The organism is Thalassomonas sp. RHCl1 (genome assembly GCF_947387555.1).
In the GTDB taxonomy this organism is placed as follows: domain Bacteria; phylum Pseudomonadota; class Gammaproteobacteria; order Enterobacterales; family Alteromonadaceae; genus Thalassomonas.
Window position 1 is genome coordinate 1 of sequence record NZ_CANDNZ010000001.1, and the last position, 18,387, is coordinate 18,387.

An 18,387-nucleotide genomic window follows, 5' to 3' on the forward strand; every position below is an offset into this window, starting at 1 on the left:
TTCATCAGGTTAAAGGGGGCACAGGTTTCGCTGATATCGCCGAGCTGCTTGTTAAAGAATTCCCGGGCGGCATCATCTTGCTGTTGCTCCTGGTGTTTGGCAAAAGCGACAAATTCCCGGTATTGTACCGGCTCAGGCAACAGTTCTTGCTGTCCGGTAAAGATAAGCGACAATTCTTGTTGGATGATATCAATGGTGACATGATCTGAGATCACATGGTGATCCAGCAGGCGGATTATATATTCATCACTGTTGCTATTATGGGCAACTGTCAGGCTAAGCAGTGGTCCCTGTTCGATATTAACCGCCAGCGTCTGATCCTTATCATAGGCCTTGAAGCGGCTGAGCAGGTCGTCATTGTCATCGCCCGGCAGGCTGACACGGTTAACCGGCAGCTCGGCGCTGCGGTAAACCACCTGCACCGGCTGTGGCATGTCGCGCCAGAGCACGGCAGTGCGCAGAGTGTCGTGACGGGCAATAACCTGGTTCAGTCCAAAAATAAAGCGGTTAAAACTATCTGTGCCGGTTATTTTCAGGTAGGTGGGCATTACATAAGGATCGTTTTTCGGGTCCATCATATGATGGAATAAGATCCCCTGTTGCAGCGGCGCCAGCGGATAGATATCCTGGATATTGGCAGTACCCCCGGGTACTTTAGCGATGATTTTTTCTATGTCTTCCTGGCTCAGGTCTATCAGCGGCAGCATATCCGGAGTGATCACAGAGGCATTATCCGGAATAATATTATCGGCTGCTTTAAAGGCTGGTACCTTCTCTTGTGCCCTGTTATCCAGTTCATATGCCAGCTCGGCCAGCGAAGGGGCACTGAATAACTGGCGGGCCTCCATTGCTAAGCCAGCTTTTTGCAATTGAGACATCACCTGCATCACCAGCAGGGAATGTCCGCCCAGTTCAAAGAAGTTATCCCGGACACCGACCCGGGGAACGCCCAGGACTTGCTGCCATACCTGGCACAAGAGTTTTTCGGTTGCCGTGCTGGGGGCAAGATACTGCTCCGGCGCCGATGACAGCTCGGGCTCGGGCAAGCCCTTGCGGTCAACTTTTCCGTTAGCAGTCAGCGGCAGCTTGTCCAGCAGCATAAAGGACGATGGCATCATGTAGTCGGGCAAATCCTGGGCAAGGGTTTGGCGCAGGGAGGTAATAAAATGGTGCTCCTCTGTGACGGGGCTGCTACTGACCACATAAGCCACCAGCTGTTTATCGCCGCTGTCGTTGGCTTTTGCGACAACAACCGCATCGTTAATATCAGCACATTTGCCTAATGCCTGTTCTATTTCCCCTAGCTCGACTCGAAAGCCACGGATTTTGAGTTGATCATCGATGCGACCGATAAATTCCAGTTGGTTATCGGTATTGCAACGTACCAGGTCGCCGCTGCGGTAGAGGCGATCTGCCGATAAAGGTGTCTGAATAAAGCGCTCCCTGGTCATTTCCTCCTGATTTAAATAACCGCGGGCAACACTTGCGCCGCCGATATAAAGTTCGCCGCAGCTTCCCGGCGCCACCGGCTGTAACTTGTCGTTTAAAATATAGAGGCGGGTATTGGCATTGGCCATGCCTATGGGTTGTTCGCTGCTATCAGCGTTCTTTGCGTTGATAACATAACCGCAAGCGGTAACAGTGGTTTCCGTCGGACCATAGGTATTGATGAGCTCCGCCTGCTGATAACGGTTAAACCAGCTTTTGACTCGTTCGCTTTGCAGGGCTTCGCCGCCGACGATAATAAGGCGCAGCGATGCGGGCAATTGCTCGATCGGGTAAACAGATAGCTGGTGCCAGAAGGCGGTAGGTAAACTGACTACGGAAATCTCGTGCTGCCCACAGAAACGATAAAAGTGACCGGGATCTGAGATGCAGCGTTCATCCCTGAGTACCAGGGCGGCGCCGAAACAGAGGGCGCCAAAACATTCTTCCACGGAGATATCGAAATTGATGGTGGAAAACTGCATTACCCTGTCTTGTGCCGAAATCCGGTAGCGCTCCCGGACATTGACCAGGAAGTGGCTCAGTTGTCCGTGCTCTACCATGACGCCTTTAGGCTTGCCCGTGGTGCCTGAAGTGTAAATGACATAAGCGAGATCCTGGGGACTGATGTCCAGGGGAAGCGGCGGCAGGTCCCGGTATTGTGCCAGCGTTTGCTCAAAAGCCTGTGTATCCAGGGCAATGCCGCTGTGATGTTCGAACAGGGCATGGCCGCTTAAATGCGCCTGGGTCAGCAGGATGTCAAGTCCGGCATCTTTGGCCATATAGTCCAGTCTGGTGACGGGAAAAGACGGATCCAACGGCACATAGGCGCCGCCGGCTTTAAGGATTGCCAGCATGGCCACCACCATGTCGATAGAGCGGTCGACAAAAAGCCCCACTAAGGTGTCGGCACCGACTTTATGCTCGGCTTTGAGGTAGTGGGCCAGGGCATTGCTGCGGTTGTCGAGCTGGGCATAACTGAGGCGGCCGTGTTCACAGATCACGGCATCGGCATCCGGTTGTTGTGTGGCCAGTTCGGCAAAGCGCTGGCAGGCGTTAAGCTTAGCCGGGATGTCCTTCCCGGCCAGGCATAAGGCGGCCGGTTCAGGTATCACAGCGGCCAGGTTTGCTTGTTTCGGCTGTTCCAGCGCTATGATATTGAGCAGTAAAGACTTGAAGTAAGCCAGCATTTTTTCGACATCGCCGGCAGCGAAATCGGCGGTGGCATAGGTCAGTTCCAGCTGTATCTCTTCTGCCGGTAGTACCGTTACCGTCAGCGGGTAATTGAGGTTGGAGCGGTTTTCGGCGCTTTCCACTTCAAATTCAAGAGCTTCCTGGCTCAGGGATTTGTACATATTGGCATTTTCATAGACAAAAATGCTCTCGAACAGATCCTGGCGCTTAACCTCGCTCCATTGCTGTATCTGGGAGAGAGGTACCTGTTCGTTTTCACGCATCAAGAGGTTGTCCTGCTGCAGTCCCTTAAGCCATTGTCCCAGGTTTTTCTCCGGATCAGGGTGGCAGCGCAGCGGCAGGGTATTGATAAACAGGCCGACGATGGACTCTATGCCCGGCAGCGCCAGTGAGCGTCCTGCGACCGTGACCCCGAAAACGACATCCTGCTGGTTGCTGTAATAAGCCAAGGTTTGTGCCCAGGCCGCCTGCAGTAAGGTATTAAGGGTGATCTCGAATTCACCGGCGATTTGCACCAGGGCGCTGCTTTGCGTTTTGTTCAACCGGGTAATGATATCCCGGCTCAGATCCGCTTGCGGGTCTTTAAACTTGCCTTTCTGGCTGATCCCCAAGGAAGTTGGGGCAGTGAATCCTGCCAGGTTTTTTTGCCAGAAATCTTGCTGCGCCAGCGGATCTTGCTGTTCCAGATAAGCAATATAGTCCTCATAAAGGGCGGGTTGTGTCAGTTCCAGCGTTGTGCCTTTGGTGTAGTGGCGGTAAAAGCTGAGGTAATCGGACATGACGATGCCGAAGCACCAGGCATCCATCAGGATATGGTGGTAGCTGCGGATAAAATGATAGCGATTGTCCGATAATTTGATCAGGCGTATCAGCATCATTGGCGCCCGGTTAAAGGGCAGGCCGCTTTGACGCTCATCGGCGAGCATGCGCTCGATTTTTTCTTTTTGCTCCGTTGCCTCTAAGTGGCCCAAATCCAGGTATTCAAACGGCAGCTTGGCGGATTTAAATACTACCTGCAACGGGCGTTCCTGGGTTTCGTGAACGAAAGCGGTACGCAGCAAAGGATGGCGGTCGACCACCGCTTGCCAGGCTTTTTCAAAGGCGGCAACGTCCAGGTCGTCCATGACCATAGTATGCTGATATTGCTGCAGGTACATACCTGTGCCCGGGTGCATCAGGGTATGGAATAACATGCCTTGCTGAACCGGAGCCAGGGGGTAAATACTTTCGATATTTTTCGATAATTGCTTTAGTTGCTTATCTGACGGCGTTGTCAGTTGTCTAGTCGATGGATTAGTCATGGGAATTCGGTTAACTCATTAGCTCAGATAAAAGATCGATGAACTGGTTGTCATTGATCCCGGCATTGGGGAAGTCGGCAGCCGTTGCCCGGCCAATTGCCGGCGTGGCGCAATGGCGGATAAGGTCGATCACTTGTTGCTTAAAGGCTTGTGCCAGCTGCGGGATGTCGGCAAATGCCGGATCGCTGCCCGGGTAACACCAGTCAAAGTGCAGCATGCCCTGGTTGATCACGGCGTTGATATCCAGCAGGTGCGGGCGCTGGTTTTCTGCGGCGCGCATGCCGGGGCAGAGCATCTGGTTTAAGCTAAAGCCCAGTTTATCTGATGTATTTTGCTGGCCTAAATAGTTGAAGGATACCAGCGATGACTGGCCCCAGCTTTTATCTGTTAACGGCTTGTTTGTCAGGTAACGCAGCAGGCCGTAGCTCAGTCCCTTGTCGGGAATATTGCGCAGCTGTTCTTTCACCTGGATGATGGCCTGCTCCGGCTCGTTTACCGCGGTAAATTTTTGCGGATAACGGCTGGTGAACCAACCGCTGGTGGCGGAAAGATCTAAGTCAGCATCTGCGCCGAGAATATCGCTCTCCCGGCCATGGCCTTCGAGCTCTATGGTGATCTTATCCTGCCCCAGGTAGGAGCTTAGTACCTGCACCAATGCGGTGAGCAGCAACTCCTGGATTTGGCTGTTATAACTGTGACAGGCGGTAGTTAATAAAGCCGAGGTCAGGGATTCGTCCAGGGATAAACTGCAATGGCGGCTGTTGCCATAGGTGTTATCACTGTGCTGCTCCCGCTGATAAGCTTGATCGCTGCTGAGCTGATCTTGCCAATAGCGCACTAAGGTGTCTTGCTGATAAATCTGGACCTGTTTTTCCAGTGCCTGTTGCCATAAAGAAAAATCACCGCTTTTACCCGAAATTTTAGCTGTTTTCCCCGCAATTAGCTGCTGATACAGGCTAAATAACTCTTCCAGTATGATTTGCCAGGAGACGGCATCGACAATCAGGTGATGGGCGCTGAGCAGCAGCTGTTTGCTGGTTGGGAAGTAAACGATACGCAGTAAGGGGGCAGAGTGCAGCTCAAATTCCCCCTGGTAGCGGTTTAATACTTCTGCTGAAGGGGCCTCGGATGCCTGTTTCACTACCTGTTCCGCCCAAGCTGGCTGATAGGCCTGATATTGTTGTTGCCAGCTGTCGCCTTCTTGTTTAAAAGCCAGGCTCAGGCTGGGATGGCGCTGTAATACCTGGGCAGTGGCCCGGCGTAAGGCATCAAGCTCCATGGCTTGTTGGCAGTCGAGCAATAACGCCTGGTTCCAGTGCTGGGGTTTTGCCAGTTGTTGCTCAAAGAACCAATGTTGGATCGGGGTTAAGGCAAAGGCCGTTTGCTGTCTTGCTGAAGCGGATGCCTGGTTGCTGCTTTGTTCCTGCTCCGGCAGCTGGGCGGCCAGGGCGGCAATGGTTTTATGCTTAAAAATATCTTTGGGCAGGATATTGATACCGGCCTTTCTGGCACCGGCTACCACTTGCAGGCTTAAGATTGAATCGCCGCCGCGGGCGAAGAAGTCGTCGTCAACGCTGAAGTCTTCTTTGCCCAGTATCTGCCTGACTATAGTCAGTAAGGCTTGTTCGCTTTGTTTAAGTCCTTGCTGCGCTTTGGCCCTTGGTGCCGTTATTTGTGCCAGTCTGGCAATGGTTTTATGCTGGAAGATTTGCTGCGGCGTCAGGGTAAGCCCCTGCTTGCGGGCTTTGGCTATCACCTGTAATCCCAGGATAGAGTCTCCCCCCAGGCTAAAGAAGTCATCGTTGATGCCTATCTGTTCTTGTCCCAGCAATTCCTGCCAGATGGCCAGCAAGGCTTGTTCTGTCTCGCTTTCTGCAGTACTTGTTTGCTTTTCTGCTTCGGCGTCTGCCTGCTTGTCTGCTGCTTCCGGCTCAGGCAACTGCTGGCGGTTAACCTTGCCGTTGGCCAGGCGCGGCAGCTCGGGCAGCGCCTGCCATAGGGCCGGCATCATATGGGGCGGCAACTCGCTGGCCATCTGTTCGCGCACGGCCGAGATTTGCTCCGGTGTCGCCACCACATAGGCCACTAAACGGTTTTTGCCGTTTGTTTCAGGTTTATTGACCACTACGGCGTTTTGGATATCTTGCTGCAGCCTGTGCTCTATTTCGCCCGGCTCAACCCTGTGGCCGCGGATTTTTACCTGGAAATCTGTCCGTCCCAGGTAATAAATGGCTTGCCCGCGCTGCACCACGGCATCGCCGGTGCGGTACCAGGTTTGTCCCTGTCCTTGATAAAAGCTGGCGGCGGTTTGCTCCGGGCGGTTGAGGTAACCCTGGCTTACCGTGGGACCGGCAATATGCAGCTCTCCCGGCAGGCCTTGGGCAACAAGATGGCCGCAGCTGTCGACCACTTTGGTTTGGACATTGGCCAAAGGCTGACCCAGGGCGATCGGCTGATCATTTTCCCGGCTGATTTTATTGACCAGCACACCGACCGTGGTTTCCGTCGGGCCGTAATGGTTGTATAGCGCCAGCTCGGGTTGCTGCTGGTGAATTTTCTCTACCAGCTGGGAGGGCAAGGCTTCGCCGCCGAAAATCAGCGCCTGGCGCGGCAGCAGGGCGTTATTTTCTGCAGCCAGCAGCAAGCCGTTGAGGTGGGACGGCACGATTTTTAAGCAATCCAGCGGCCGTACCGTCAGTTCCAATACCAGGGCCTGGGTATCCAGTGCCAGGGATTCCCCCAGCAGCCTTAAGGTGCGGCCGGTGAGCAAGGCACCGAACAGGGCGGTGTAACCGAGGTCGGCGCTGTGGGCGGATAGGCTGGCCATGCTGGCATCCGGGCTTAACTCCAGCTGCTGCATCAGGCCATGGACATAATACATCAGGTTTTGCTGGCTTACGGAAACGCCTTTGGGCTGGCCGGTAGAGCCCGAGGTGTAGATGACATAGGCTTCATCGTCTGCTTTAAGCGGGCAGGGTGAAAGGGTCTCATTCACCGGCTCGTTTATTCTGTCCAGATCTAAGGTGGCTGTGGCATCGGCTAAAGCTGTGGTTTGCTGTGCGATCACTAGCTTAAGGCGGGCGTCTGCGACTATGTAGCTTAGGCGTTTTTGTGGCCACTGGGGATCGAGGACGACAAAACTTGCGCCAAGGCGCCAGCAGGCAAACATTAGGCTGACCTGGCTGATGGAGCGCTCTAGGCACAGGCCAACACGGTCACCGGGGCGGATACCTTGCTGTTGCAGTACCTTGGCCTGCTGCTCTATGTCGCCGGCCATCTCATAATAACTTTGGCTGATAGGGCCGGATTGCAGCGCTTTGCCCTGCGGCTTTAAGGTCAGTTGCTGCTCAAAAGCCTGCCAGGCAGTGTCGGCGCCTGGCTGCTGGCTTTTTCCGCTCAGGGCAGAAGCCAGTGCCTGCGGGCTGATGTTGAAGTCTTTTAGTGGCTGATGCTTATGTTCAACCAGCCCGGCGGCAAAGTGTTCAAACATGGCCAGGATAGTTTCAACCGTTTCCCTGCGGTACAGGCTGTTGTTGTAACGCCATTTGCAGTTAAAGTTTGTTTTATCGTCGACCACCACCAGGTTAAGTTCATGGGCGGCACCCCTTTGTTCGGTGAGCAGTTCCTGCTCGATCACTTTCGCTGTTAATTCGTCCTGATGCAGCTGATTCAGGGTAAACATATGCTGGAATACCGGGCTGCGTCCTTCGCTGCGGGCAAAATCCAGTTTGTCTACCAGGTTGGCAAAAGGATAGGCCTGGTGCTTCATCGCCGCCTGCATTTGCGCTTTGACCTGCTCGAGCCATAACGGGAAGCTGGTGTTATTGTCTATCTGGCAGCGCAGTGCCAGCGGGTTGACCAGGTAACCTACCAGTTCGTTATGCTCAGGTTTTAAACGGCCGGCACTCGGGGTGCCGATAATAAAATCGTTCTGTCCCGATAACCGCGCCATAAACCACTGGAAAGAAGCCAGCCACCACAGGTAAGGGGTGACTTTTAATTCGCGGCAGGCCTGGCGGATTTTTCCGGCAAGGTCTTCCCCGATCCGGTGCTGTATTTCTTCACCGGCAGACTGGCGTTCGAGACCATGGGCAAAGTCTGTGGGCAGCTGGAGCTGGGGCACATCCGCCAATGACTCCAGCCAATAGGCTTCGTCCTCCGGCCGGTTTTTTTGTTCGTATAACCAGTCCTGGTAGTCATACTGCTCAAACTGGCGCCTGGCAACATCCTGCTTGTTGAGCAGGCGCAGCAGATCCCGGCGCAAGATCTCAAAGGAAATAAAGTCGGCGGCAATATGGTGTACCACTAAGATCAGGTAGTGATCTGTACCTTGTTGGTGATGGTTACACAGCAGGGCGCTGTGGCAGGTTTTACCCTGGTCCGGCGCCAGCGGTTCATCTGCCTGACGGCTCAGCCAGGCATCAATTTCTTCCTGTTCTCCCTGGTGCATTTCGCTGACGGATAGCGGCTTGATGCCTCCCGGGGTCAACCACTGCAGGGCAATACCGTCTCTCTCGCCATAATGGCAGCCGAGGATTGGGTGTGCCAGGATCAAGCTGTCCAGAGCCTGCTGGATGCCTTCGGCATCAAAACCCGGGCGCAATTTGACCGCATAGGCCATGTTGTAGGCAACACTGTCCGGCTGCATGCGGTACAGGAACCACAGCGAGCGCTCGTTGGCGCTTAGCGGCCTGGCATTGAAGTAATCCGGCGTCTGTTTAAGTTGCTTTATTAATGCGCCTTTGTTTGCTTTGATTTTCGCCATGATTTCTGGCGTCATGGCGCCGGGAGCGGCTTTAAAGCCGAGGTTTTCACCGTTCAAAGATAAGCGGATGCCTTGCTGCCAGCAGAGCTGTAATAACTGCTTTGACATTAGATCACTCCCTCTAACGGCTCTGAGTAGCCGGAGTTTTGGCTGTCATGATCTTTGTTGGCGAGGAAATCGGCCAGGGCTTCGATGCTGGGGTAAGTCCAGGATAAATCAGCGGTTAATGCTTTACCCAGGCGTACCGATAACTCATGGGTCAGGGTCATGGCGTCGATCGAGTCCAGTCCCAGCTGGCTTAATTCCTGTGTTTGCGTCACCTCTTCAGCAGGCAGGCCAAATCTCTGGGCGACCCAGGCACTGATCCAGGCGGCAATCGATTTGGCGCAACCGGCTTCTATTTCGGGTAATTGCTGTGAGCTGTGATTATCTGCTTTTGGCTGTTGCCAGCTGTCGACTATGGTCAGCTGGTTGTTTAAATAGGCCTCGCGGCAGCCGACTCGCTGAATTTTTCCCGAGGTGGTTTTGGGCAATGCCATCGGGCGCAGCAGCACGATATCGGTGAGCTTGACTTCGTGCACCTCAGCCACCTGGGATAAGATGTTTTTGAGCAATTCACTGTGATCTTTCAGGGCCAGGCCTTTACGGGAAAGCTCCTGTACCAGTACCAGGCGGTTTTCGCTCGGATCCTGGCCCGGGATTTCAAAAACGGCGCCGCCGTGGATCATCACCTCGGGACCTACCCGGGTGACGGTTTTTTCCAGATCCTGAGGATAAAAGTTGCGGCCGTTGATAATAAACATTTCTTTGCGCCGTCCGGTGACAAACAGCTGGTTGTTTTTGATAAAGCCGAGATCGCCGCTGCACATATAGCCGGTTTCGCCGTCGATCACCTGGTTGAAGGTTTTTTCGTTTAATTCCGGCTTCTGCCAGTAGCCCCGACAGACGCTGTCGCCGCGGAACATGATTTCACCGATATAGGTATCCGGTAGCGATACCCGGGTGTCCGGGTGAATAATTTTTACCTCGAGTCCCTCAATCATGCTGCCGGAAGCGGCAAGTTCCTGGGTATTTTGTGTTGCGCTGATGGCTTTATCCAGCTGCAGCTGGTCCTTATCCACAGACACGAGGTGATAGCTTTGCTCCTGGCCGGTGCAGGTGACCATAAGGCAGGCTTCTGCCATACCATAGCTAGGTTTGACCGCATTTGCTGCCAGGCCGGCATCGGCAAAGTAGTCGGTAAAAGACTTGATGGTTTGGGCATTGATGGGCTCGGCACCGTTGACAAAGGCCTTTAACGGGCTTAAGTCCAAGCGGGCTTTTTCTTCGGCTGAAATCCGGGCGCTAGCCAGATCGAAAATAAAGTTGGGTCCGGCGGTGATTGTGGCCTTATGTTGTGAAATAGCGGTTAATAATTTTAACGGCTGTTGTGCCACCGAGGCGGATTGCATCAGTAAAATTTCTGCTCCCGCCAGTACCGGTGAAAGTATGCAGCCCACGAGACCCATGTCATGGAACAGCGGCAGCCAGTTAATGAGCTTGTCATCCGCGGTCATGCCGTAGTGGCCGGCGATCAACCGGGTATTGCTGAGCAGGTTGGCATGGCTGAGCATCACTCCTTTCGGGCTGCCGGTAGAGCCTGAGCTGTATTGCAGATAGACCAGGTCGTTTTCGTCAATGTTTCCCTGACGCCATAACGCGGCATTGCGGATATCCTGCTCACCGACGATCATTTTTTTCATGGCGAAATCTGAGTTTTGCAGCCAGTTGTCTACCTGGGTGCTTTGCTGTTGTGAATACAGCACTATCGCGGGCTGGCAGTCGGCGGCAATGGCATTGAGGCGGTACCAGTCGCGCTTTTTCAGGTGCGGCGGATAGGCGGTAACCGCTATTACCCCGGCATAGACGCAGGCAAAAAAGCCCACGATATAATCGACGCTGCTGGGCATTACCAGCAGCACGCGGTCGCCAAAGCTGGTTTGCCGGGAGAGTTCAACGGCCAGGGCTTTGGCCTGCTGTGTCAGTTCCAGATAACTCAGTTGATTGCTTTGCTCCAGCTCTGAGGACAACTCACTGATAGCTTTATGGTTTGCCGCAGTACGGGCCTGATGTTCTAATACTTGAACCCAGTTGGTGGCTGAGGGTAAAACAGATGTATTATTCATGCGAAATTACCTATAGGTTTCGGTAATAGGAAAATAAGGAGGGGTGGCCCTCCTTAGCCTGATGTTTGTTTGCAATATTCGGCGGATTGCCGGGTTTCTTAATTAGCTATGGGGCTCGGCCATGGCGACGATGACTTTGCGCTCTCCCTTAAAGGGACTGCGGGCATGGGCGCTGAGCATGTTATCGAGCATCATGATATCGCCCACTTGCCAGGGAAAGCTGATCTGGCAGCGTTCGAGTACCTGGCGGATATGGTCAAGTTCATGGTCGGCTATGCGCTCGCCGTTGCCGTAATAAACATTTCGCGGCAGATCCTGTTCGCCGACAATGGACAGCAGGGTTTCACGGATGGCAGGGTCGAGGTTAGAGACATGGAACAAGTGCGCCTGGTTAAACCAGACCATCTCTTGGGTGAACGGATGCTGGGCTACCGCCTGGCAGATCTGCCGGGTTTGTAATTCACCGTCTTCTTTCCAGATAAAGTCAATGTTATTGCTGCGGCAGAAGGTTTCGACATCGCCTTTGTTCTCGGTGTTGAAGGCTTTTTGCCAGGGCAGATCCAGGCCGTTGCCGTAATTGCGGACATAGAGCAGGCCGTGCCTGATAAATTTGTCTTTGATAACGCTATCAAGTTCCTGATAGACAAGACGGCTGTCGGCAATCGGCGTTTCCCCGCCTTCTTCTGATGCAATGACGCAGTTAAACCAGATTTTCATCGGCCAGCTGGTGGTATAAGCCTGCTCATTATGTAAGGGAATACTTTGGTGGGCAGGATATTCGGTTGAAGTATATACGCCTTTATTGACCTGGCTGCGTGGAGTGGAGGCATAGTCATAGTTAAGTAAATCATAACCGAAAGACTGGCAAAAATGGGTAAACTCCATTTCTGCGTCCAGCTCAAAGCCGTGAAATAACAGGCCGCCGCTAAGATAAAGCTCCTTGCTTACCAATAGCTGGATGTCACTGAGACAGTGCTTTAAGGAAGCGTTACCGGCAGGGGTAACCAGTAAAGGTAAACGACTGCCTTCAAACAGTGGGCTGATGGCAATGGATGGGTAGAGTACTTCTGGATTTGCTGACACTGTATTCCCTTTTTAGGTTCATGACCGCAGGGATCTGCAGCAATGAACAAACGATAATTGTTAGTATTTATATATGTTAATAGGAATTATTATCATTTGCAATATTAATCACTAAGATAAATGCTTTGTATTTTTGTTTTTTTTCAATTTAAAGCTGAGGTTAGTTAAATTTGCTACGCTCTGGTGCTACAAGGGGACCGGTGAGTGAAGCTATTTATCTTTATTGGCAAAACCGGGCAGTGAAACTGCCCTGTTTCCCGGGCGATGGTTTAAAGGATTGACGGCGGCAGCTTGGTGAATATGAACTAAGCTTATATTAGCCTTAGTCATTGTTAATTTTGGCAATTTAACAGAGCTTGCCATGATTGCCCTTTTAGGGGGATTGTTGTTTTATTGTTGTTAACATTATGAATGGAAAAGCTTTTACCTTACAGCTTAGCTGAAACGCCTACGGAGGGATGCTTTGTCGACCATCAAAGTTAAAAAAGTGCCCAGCTTCAAGGCTTATGAGATCATTAGCCGCCTGAGCCTGTTTAGCGATCTGCTACCCGATGAAATCCGTATTTTGTCGGATAACCAGCAAATTTTTTATCAAATACCCGCCGGTGAGGTTTTTATTCGCCAGGGGGAGGTGGAAAATAATTTTTATCTTTTGCTCAGCGGCAGTGCGAAAGTGGTGCAGGACAGAAAAGAGTTTGATGTGTTATCTGCCGGTGATGTTATCGGGGTGTGCGGTTTGGTCAGGGATGCCCCGCGCACCGCGTCGGTGGTGGCAGAAAGCAATATTTTTGCCATGAGGATGTCGCGTAAGCAGTTTCGGCGGCTGCCGGGGAAAATGCGTGAGTTGATCAAAGATCATATGATGGAAGAGCTGGTCAGGCGTATCGACAGGTTAAACGAGCAGCTGTATTCTTGCCAGCAGCAATAACGGTTTAACAGGGGTATTGAAACACTTGTTGCAGTGCCGAGGTTAATATTTGCAGCTGGCTGCTGTCGGGGGGCCTGTCCGCCTTATCGTAGGGCTTTAATAACTGCTCGGCTTTTGCGGCGCAGGTACCCAGTTCAGGGTAACCGAATGAAGCGGCCGAGCCAGAGATGCGGTGAAGACAAGTACTGAGCGCCGTCAGGTTTTGCCCTGACCAGCGAATGGCTATTTTTTGCCATAAATCCTTTATTTCTGCCAACCTTTCCGGTAATTCCTGCTGATAACCGGCTTTTAACTCTTGCAGTTGCTGTTTCAGTAATTCTTCTTTATTGTCCATAGCGATCCCGAATGGCCATTATCGGATTAACCGTCTTTATATCGGGTGATAAATTCCGCCACCTGATCTTCGAACGTGACTTCAATAGGTTTAGGGATGAAATGATTGCAGCCGATGTTGATGGCTTTATTGGTTTCGTCTGACATTACCGATGCGGTAACCGCAATAATCAGTCCCTGATAACCCTGCTCCCGGAGGACTCTTGTGGCCTCATGGCCGTCCATTACCGGCATATGCATATCCATTAATATAGCATCATATAAACGGCCATTGGCTTTTTCTACTCCCTGCAGTCCGTTTACTGCGGTATCGACTTCGAATCCGTGAAGCTGCAGCCGCATGGTGATCATTTTCCTGATCACTTGGTCATCTTCAACCAGTAGAATTGAGCTCATGGTTTGCTTCCAGTATGTTGTTGATTGAGAAGGTGAATGTAGTACCTACACCTTTTTGGCTGGCGACACTGATTTTGCCGTCGTGCAATTCGATCAGGCGTTTGGTGATAGCCAGTCCTAAACCTGTGCCCCTGACTTTACGCTTGCTGCTGCTGTCGACTTGATAGAATTTGTCAAAAAGCAGGGGTAAGACGCTGTTATCTATGCCGCAGCCGGTATCCTCTACTTCAAAAATAATATTTTTTTCGCTTTGTTCGCCGCGCACGGTAATAGTGCCCTGATCGGTAAACTTGATGGCATTGCTAAGTAAATTGATGAAGATCTGTTTGATCCGGGTGGGATCCGAGAATATTCTTAAGTCAGGCACCTGGTTGATTAATTTAAGGTTTTTATTTTTTGCGCTTTTTTCCAGTGCCTGCAGGCATTCTTCCACCAGGCTATGGCTATTTTGCCATTGACGTTTTATTTCCAATTTGCCGGCTTCTATCTTGGATATATCTAAAATGTCATTGATAAGTACTAATAAATGTTCCCCCGAGTCTTTCATTTCATTGGCTATTTCTGCAATGACCTCGGGAAGCGGTAATTTATTTCTGTCGGTGAGCAGGGGCAGATAGCCGAGGATGACGGTTAAAGGTGTTCTCAGCTCATGGCTCATCATGCTGAGAAATTCACTTTTTGCCCGGGAGTGCATTTCTGCTTTCTCTTTGGCGTCCACTAATATTTTTTCGTTTTCCTTCTGCTGGGATAAATCGATAATAACGCCGACAAAAATAATGGTATCTTCCAGGCTTGCCTTGTCTACCGAGAGGAACATCGGGAAGGTCGACCCGTCTTTTTTCAACCCCGTGACTTCCCGGCCGCCGCCTATGATATGGCCGATATTGCTTGTCAGATAGTTATTCAGATATTTATCATGCTGCTGGGCATAAGGGGAAGGCATTAACATTTTGATATTATTGTTTAACAGTTCGGTCTCCCGGTAGCCGAATAATTTTTGCCCGGCGGGATTGCACGACTGGATAAGGCCAGCGCCATTGATGGTAATGATGGCGTTGAGAGTGGTATCGAGTATTACCTGGCTACGGCGCTGCTCCAGTTGCAATTGTCTGGTTCTGTGTTCGACCAGTAACCGGACTTTCCGTTCCCGGCCAATCAGCAGATAGAGGAATGAAATCACCAGTAAGGTAAAGGCCATGCCGGAAATAAAGACGATTTTCGCCCTGTTGCTTTGAAACTGCCTGATAAATTCCTGGCTTGGGTGCAGGGTCATCCGCCAGGTTCGTCCCAGGCGCTTGGTCGTGATGGTTTGCCGGTAGTGGACGGCTTCCTGATCCGGCTCTTTATTATAGGTTTTAAAAAGTGAGACCGGCGAGCCGGCTTCGCTGATATCTTCCATATGTACCAGGATTTCGCTGTTATATAAGCCGGTTGAATTTAAGGAAGATAAAAAAAGCGGTTGGATACGAAACACCCCTAAGGCAAAGCCCTGGAAGTTTTCCAGCCGGGCCTGGCGCAGTGTTCTGTCGCCGCGGTAAATCGGCTCCATAAACAGGTAGGCGGCTGCTTTTTGCTGATCCTGTACCAGTTGGATCGGCGATGTTGCCAGGGTTTCTCCCGAGTTCATACTGGCTATGATGGTTTTTTTCCGTGCCGGGCTGGAGGAAAGATCATAACCTAAGGCCTTTTCATTGCCTTTAAGAGGTTCGACATAAAAAACCGGATAATAAAAGGCTTTATTGCGCTCTACTACGACCATATTACCCCGGGGGTCGCTTTGGGTGATGTCGAAGTCGGTTAAGCCGTCATCCCGGGCTTTTTTAATATACTGGTCTATTTCGGTTAGCGGTACCCTAGGGATCCATTCGAGGGCTTTGATCGCCGGTATTTTTTCTATGGTTTCAACGGTAAATTGTTGGAATTCTTCCCGGGTAACCAGGTTGGAAGACTGATAGAACTTTCTGACGTCTTTTAATATTTCAATGTTTAATTCCAGCTCCCGGACAAAAGCTGTCTGATAGAGGAGTTTAATGGTATTTAATTCGTGGCTTATTTCCTTGTTTTCCTGATTTAAGGTGAACTGATGGCCGAGATAAGATAACAGCAGACCCAGTACAAAACTGGTGATAACGCTGGGCTTTAAGAGAAAACTGTCTGTTATTATCACGGGGGCTTATCCACAAATAATTGATAATTAGCTTAGTTCATCCCGATAACACACGCAAAAATATAAAATCACTTCCTGGCGGCGGGGAAAATGAAGTGGCTGCTGTTATTTTGCGCTATTTTGGGGGACGGAGCTGATTCAAGCCTGCTCCGGGGAAATTATGCACGGTATCAACTATCTTTTTTCGAAAATCCTTTCTATAACATTCTATAACGGTTTGCTGATTTTATAGTCAGCTAACTGATCTTGCTGATAATCAAAAGAATATCAGCTCATAACTAGCGTAAAGTTAATGTCCTGGGTTATGAAATCCAGTTTCAGCTTTTCATGATTTATTACCATTACTACCAGGGACAGGTGGTGTTATGTCACAAAACAACCAGGCGGTAAATGAAGTGCAGCATACAATTTTACTGGTCGATGATGATCCGCATATCCTCAATCTGTTGGATTTAATCCTGAGCCAGCATTATCAGGTCTTATGTGCCAATAACGGGCAAGAGGCCCTCAATATCGTGACAGAGCATAGCCAGGGACAGGGCATCCATCTGGTGTTAACAGATCAACGCATGCCGCAGATGTCGGGGACGGAGTTTTTGGCAAAAGTTCGCAGCCAGTTGCCTAAAGCAAAACGTATGTTAATGACGGCATATCAGGATATCTCCGTGGTGATGGCGGCGATCAATGAGCTTGATGTCTATCAGGTGATATTAAAGCCGTTCGAACAAAATGAATTACTGCTGAAAGTGCGGCGTGCGCTGGAATGTTTTGTCGCCGAACGTCAGCAGGAAAAACTGATAGACGATCTGTATGCGGCGAACCAGGCGCTGGCCCTGAGTCAGAGTAACCTGCATCAGATGCTGCAGCGCCAGAGCAATACCGATATGCTGGCGTCTTTAGGCACCCTGGTGGCGGATATGTCTTATGAAATCGATACGCCTTTGGGGCTGAGTATCACCACGGCATCGAGCCTGGAAGAAAAAACACAGGAATTGATGTCGCGGGCAAAGGAGATGAACCTATCAAAAGAATTTATGAGCAATTACCAGGCACTTGCTTATGAATCTTGCCGTCTTATTTCCCGAAACCTGGAAAAAGCGGTGGAGCTGCTGCACGCCTTTAAAGAGTTTTCCATTGACTTGACCGGTAATGAACGCCGTCATTTTAATTTGAAGCAATATATTGAGGATATTCTGCTGACGTTAATGCCGAGGTTAAGACACAGCAAACACAGTATCGAGATTCATTGTCCCGATAATATCGTGTTGGAGAGTTACCCGGGCGCGATCACAAAAATTATCACCAGTTTGATCAGCTATGCCCTTAATAACAGTTATGGCGAGAACAAGGTTGGCAACATGGTGCTGAATATTAAGCGCGAAGACCATGCTGTGTGCATGGTGTTTGAAGATAACGGCAAGTTTGTCAATAAAGAAACCTTAGAGTCATTGTTCCAGCCTTTATATGGCGCCGAGCATGATACTTCAGGTAAGTGGCTGGGGTTAAATGCCGTTAACCATATTGTACATGATACCCTCAAAGGTCGTTTGGACTGTGAAAGCAGCGAAGAGCATGGCACCAAGTTTATCATAACTTTACCCGCTCCTAACGCTCATTAAGCTGAGTGTTTGCTCCGGGTATTGTCACCGGCTTTTTGTACGGGGTATGATGTTTTATTGTGAATTGCCTGTGGCTCGCTTGATATTAAAATGAATGAATTGGAACTGCTTAAGCAAGAGATACGTCGCTGTACCTTGTGTGAGCCCGAGCTCCCCCTGGGGGCTAATCCTGTGATCCGGGGTAATAAAAGTGCAAAAATTCTGGTGGCGGGACAAGCGCCCGGCATTAAGGTGCATAAAACCTCGATCCCCTTTAACGATGCCAGCGGTGTTCGCTTGCGGCAATGGCTGGGGATAGATGAAACGGTTTTTTATGATGAAGACCAAATTGCCATAGTGCCTATGGGATTTTGTTATCCCGGCACGGGCAAAAGTGGCGATTTGCCGCCCAGGGCCGAGTGTGCAAAAACCTGGCACCGGCAGCTGTTTGCTTTGTTGCCGGATATTGAATTGATCCTGGTGATAGGCCAGTACGCACAAAAATATCATCTTAAAGATCGGCAAAAGAAGAACCTGACCGAAACCGTCAGGGCCTGGCAGGAATATGCCCCCGCTATCATACCTTTACCACACCCCAGTCCGCGCAATAACATCTGGTTGCGACGCAATCCCTGGTTTGAACAGCAAGTGCTGCCCTATATCAGGGGCAGGGTAAGTGAACTTGTCAGCCGTCCCTGAAGCCGGTGGGATTTGTATCCCGGTACTTGACGAACATATTTAGACGACACTTTTTCGCGGTAGTTTAGCTTATGATGAGGAGATGACCCATGGCGATGCCAATTCCTCAAGGGGTTACTGCCTTACCCCGCATATTATCTTATGCCGCCTGTCGATATGTTTTGGGGTGACAGGCATGCACAGATCCGGGAGCCATCCGGCCATATATGGTCCATTGCGACGCACCAGGAGAGCTGACGGATGATGAAATAACCCGAAGAAGTGAGCAATGGC

The 18,387-nt window shown here is 50.9% G+C and carries 10 protein-coding genes; 3 read left to right on the forward strand and 7 right to left on the reverse strand.

Annotated elements, in window-relative coordinates; translation table 11 throughout:
- From QL234_RS00005 to QL234_RS00020, 4 genes are all read right to left on the reverse strand, one after another.
- Positions 1-3,980: amino acid adenylation domain-containing protein (locus tag QL234_RS00005; protein WP_281555830.1), on the reverse strand; the 3,980-nt coding region annotated here is incomplete at its 3' end.
- Positions 3,981-3,990: 10 nt separating this feature from the next.
- Positions 3,991-8,853, reverse strand: a complete 4,863-nt coding sequence (locus tag QL234_RS00010; protein ID WP_281555831.1) for a non-ribosomal peptide synthetase — start codon at positions 8,851-8,853, stop codon at positions 3,991-3,993.
- Positions 8,853-10,910 carry an AMP-binding protein gene (locus QL234_RS00015; protein ID WP_281555832.1) on the reverse strand — a complete coding sequence of 686 codons (2,058 nt, stop codon included), beginning with the start codon at positions 10,908-10,910 and terminating at the stop codon, positions 8,853-8,855. Before QL234_RS00015 ends, QL234_RS00010 begins: the two co-directional genes overlap by 1 nt.
- Before the next feature lie 102 nt (positions 10,911-11,012).
- Positions 11,013-11,993: a TauD/TfdA family dioxygenase gene (locus QL234_RS00020; RefSeq protein WP_281555833.1), complete on the reverse strand. Its 981-nt coding sequence runs from the start codon at positions 11,991-11,993 to the stop codon at positions 11,013-11,015.
- Between the two features lie 463 nt (positions 11,994-12,456).
- On the opposite strand from QL234_RS00020, the gene QL234_RS00025 reads away from it, so the two are divergent.
- Positions 12,457-12,921, forward strand: coding sequence for a cyclic nucleotide-binding domain-containing protein (locus tag QL234_RS00025; RefSeq protein WP_281555834.1), 465 nt, complete (start codon positions 12,457-12,459; stop codon positions 12,919-12,921).
- Between the two features lie 4 nt (positions 12,922-12,925).
- Here the strand turns inward: QL234_RS00025 and QL234_RS00030 are convergent, their stop codons facing one another.
- Genes QL234_RS00030 through QL234_RS00040 form a run of 3 tightly spaced genes read right to left on the reverse strand, consistent with a single transcriptional unit; the run spans position 12,926 to position 15,817 of the window.
- Positions 12,926-13,255 (reverse strand): Hpt domain-containing protein, encoded by a 330-nt coding sequence (locus QL234_RS00030; protein ID WP_281555835.1) that lies wholly within the window; start codon positions 13,253-13,255, stop codon positions 12,926-12,928.
- Positions 13,256-13,281: 26 nt separating this feature from the next.
- On the reverse strand, positions 13,282-13,650 hold the full coding sequence (locus QL234_RS00035) for a response regulator (protein WP_281555836.1): 369 nt from the start codon (positions 13,648-13,650) through the stop codon (positions 13,282-13,284).
- Positions 13,628-15,817: a CHASE domain-containing protein gene (locus tag QL234_RS00040; protein WP_281555837.1), complete on the reverse strand. Its 2,190-nt coding sequence runs from the start codon at positions 15,815-15,817 to the stop codon at positions 13,628-13,630. Before QL234_RS00040 ends, QL234_RS00035 begins: the two co-directional genes overlap by 23 nt.
- Positions 15,818-16,182: 365 nt before the next feature.
- Between QL234_RS00040 and QL234_RS00045 the strand changes: the two genes are divergently transcribed.
- Positions 16,183-17,436 carry a hybrid sensor histidine kinase/response regulator gene (locus QL234_RS00045; RefSeq protein ID WP_281555838.1) on the forward strand — a complete coding sequence of 418 codons (1,254 nt, stop codon included), beginning with the start codon at positions 16,183-16,185 and terminating at the stop codon, positions 17,434-17,436.
- A gap of 90 nt (positions 17,437-17,526) precedes the next feature.
- Entirely contained in the window at positions 17,527-18,114 is a 588-nt protein-coding gene (locus QL234_RS00050; RefSeq protein ID WP_281555839.1) for a uracil-DNA glycosylase family protein, read from the forward strand.
- Positions 18,115-18,387: the final 273 nt, after the last annotated feature.

Bases quoted from the DNA above. Each gene is read 5' to 3' on its own strand.
- QL234_RS00035 (WP_281555836.1), bottom strand. From the start codon at position 13,650: ATGAGCTCAATTCTACTGGTTGAAGATGACCAAGTGATCAGGAAAATG.
- QL234_RS00030 (WP_281555835.1), bottom strand. From the start codon at position 13,255: ATGGACAATAAAGAAGAATTACTGAAACAGCAACTGCAAGAGTTAAAA.
- QL234_RS00010 (WP_281555831.1), bottom strand. From the start codon at position 8,853: ATGTCAAAGCAGTTATTACAGCTCTGCTGGCAGCAAGGCATCCGCTTA.
- QL234_RS00050 (WP_281555839.1), top strand. From the start codon at position 17,527: ATGAATGAATTGGAACTGCTTAAGCAAGAGATACGTCGCTGTACCTTG.
- QL234_RS00045 (WP_281555838.1), top strand. From the start codon at position 16,183: ATGTCACAAAACAACCAGGCGGTAAATGAAGTGCAGCATACAATTTTA.
- QL234_RS00015 (WP_281555832.1), bottom strand. From the start codon at position 10,910: ATGAATAATACATCTGTTTTACCCTCAGCCACCAACTGGGTTCAAGTA.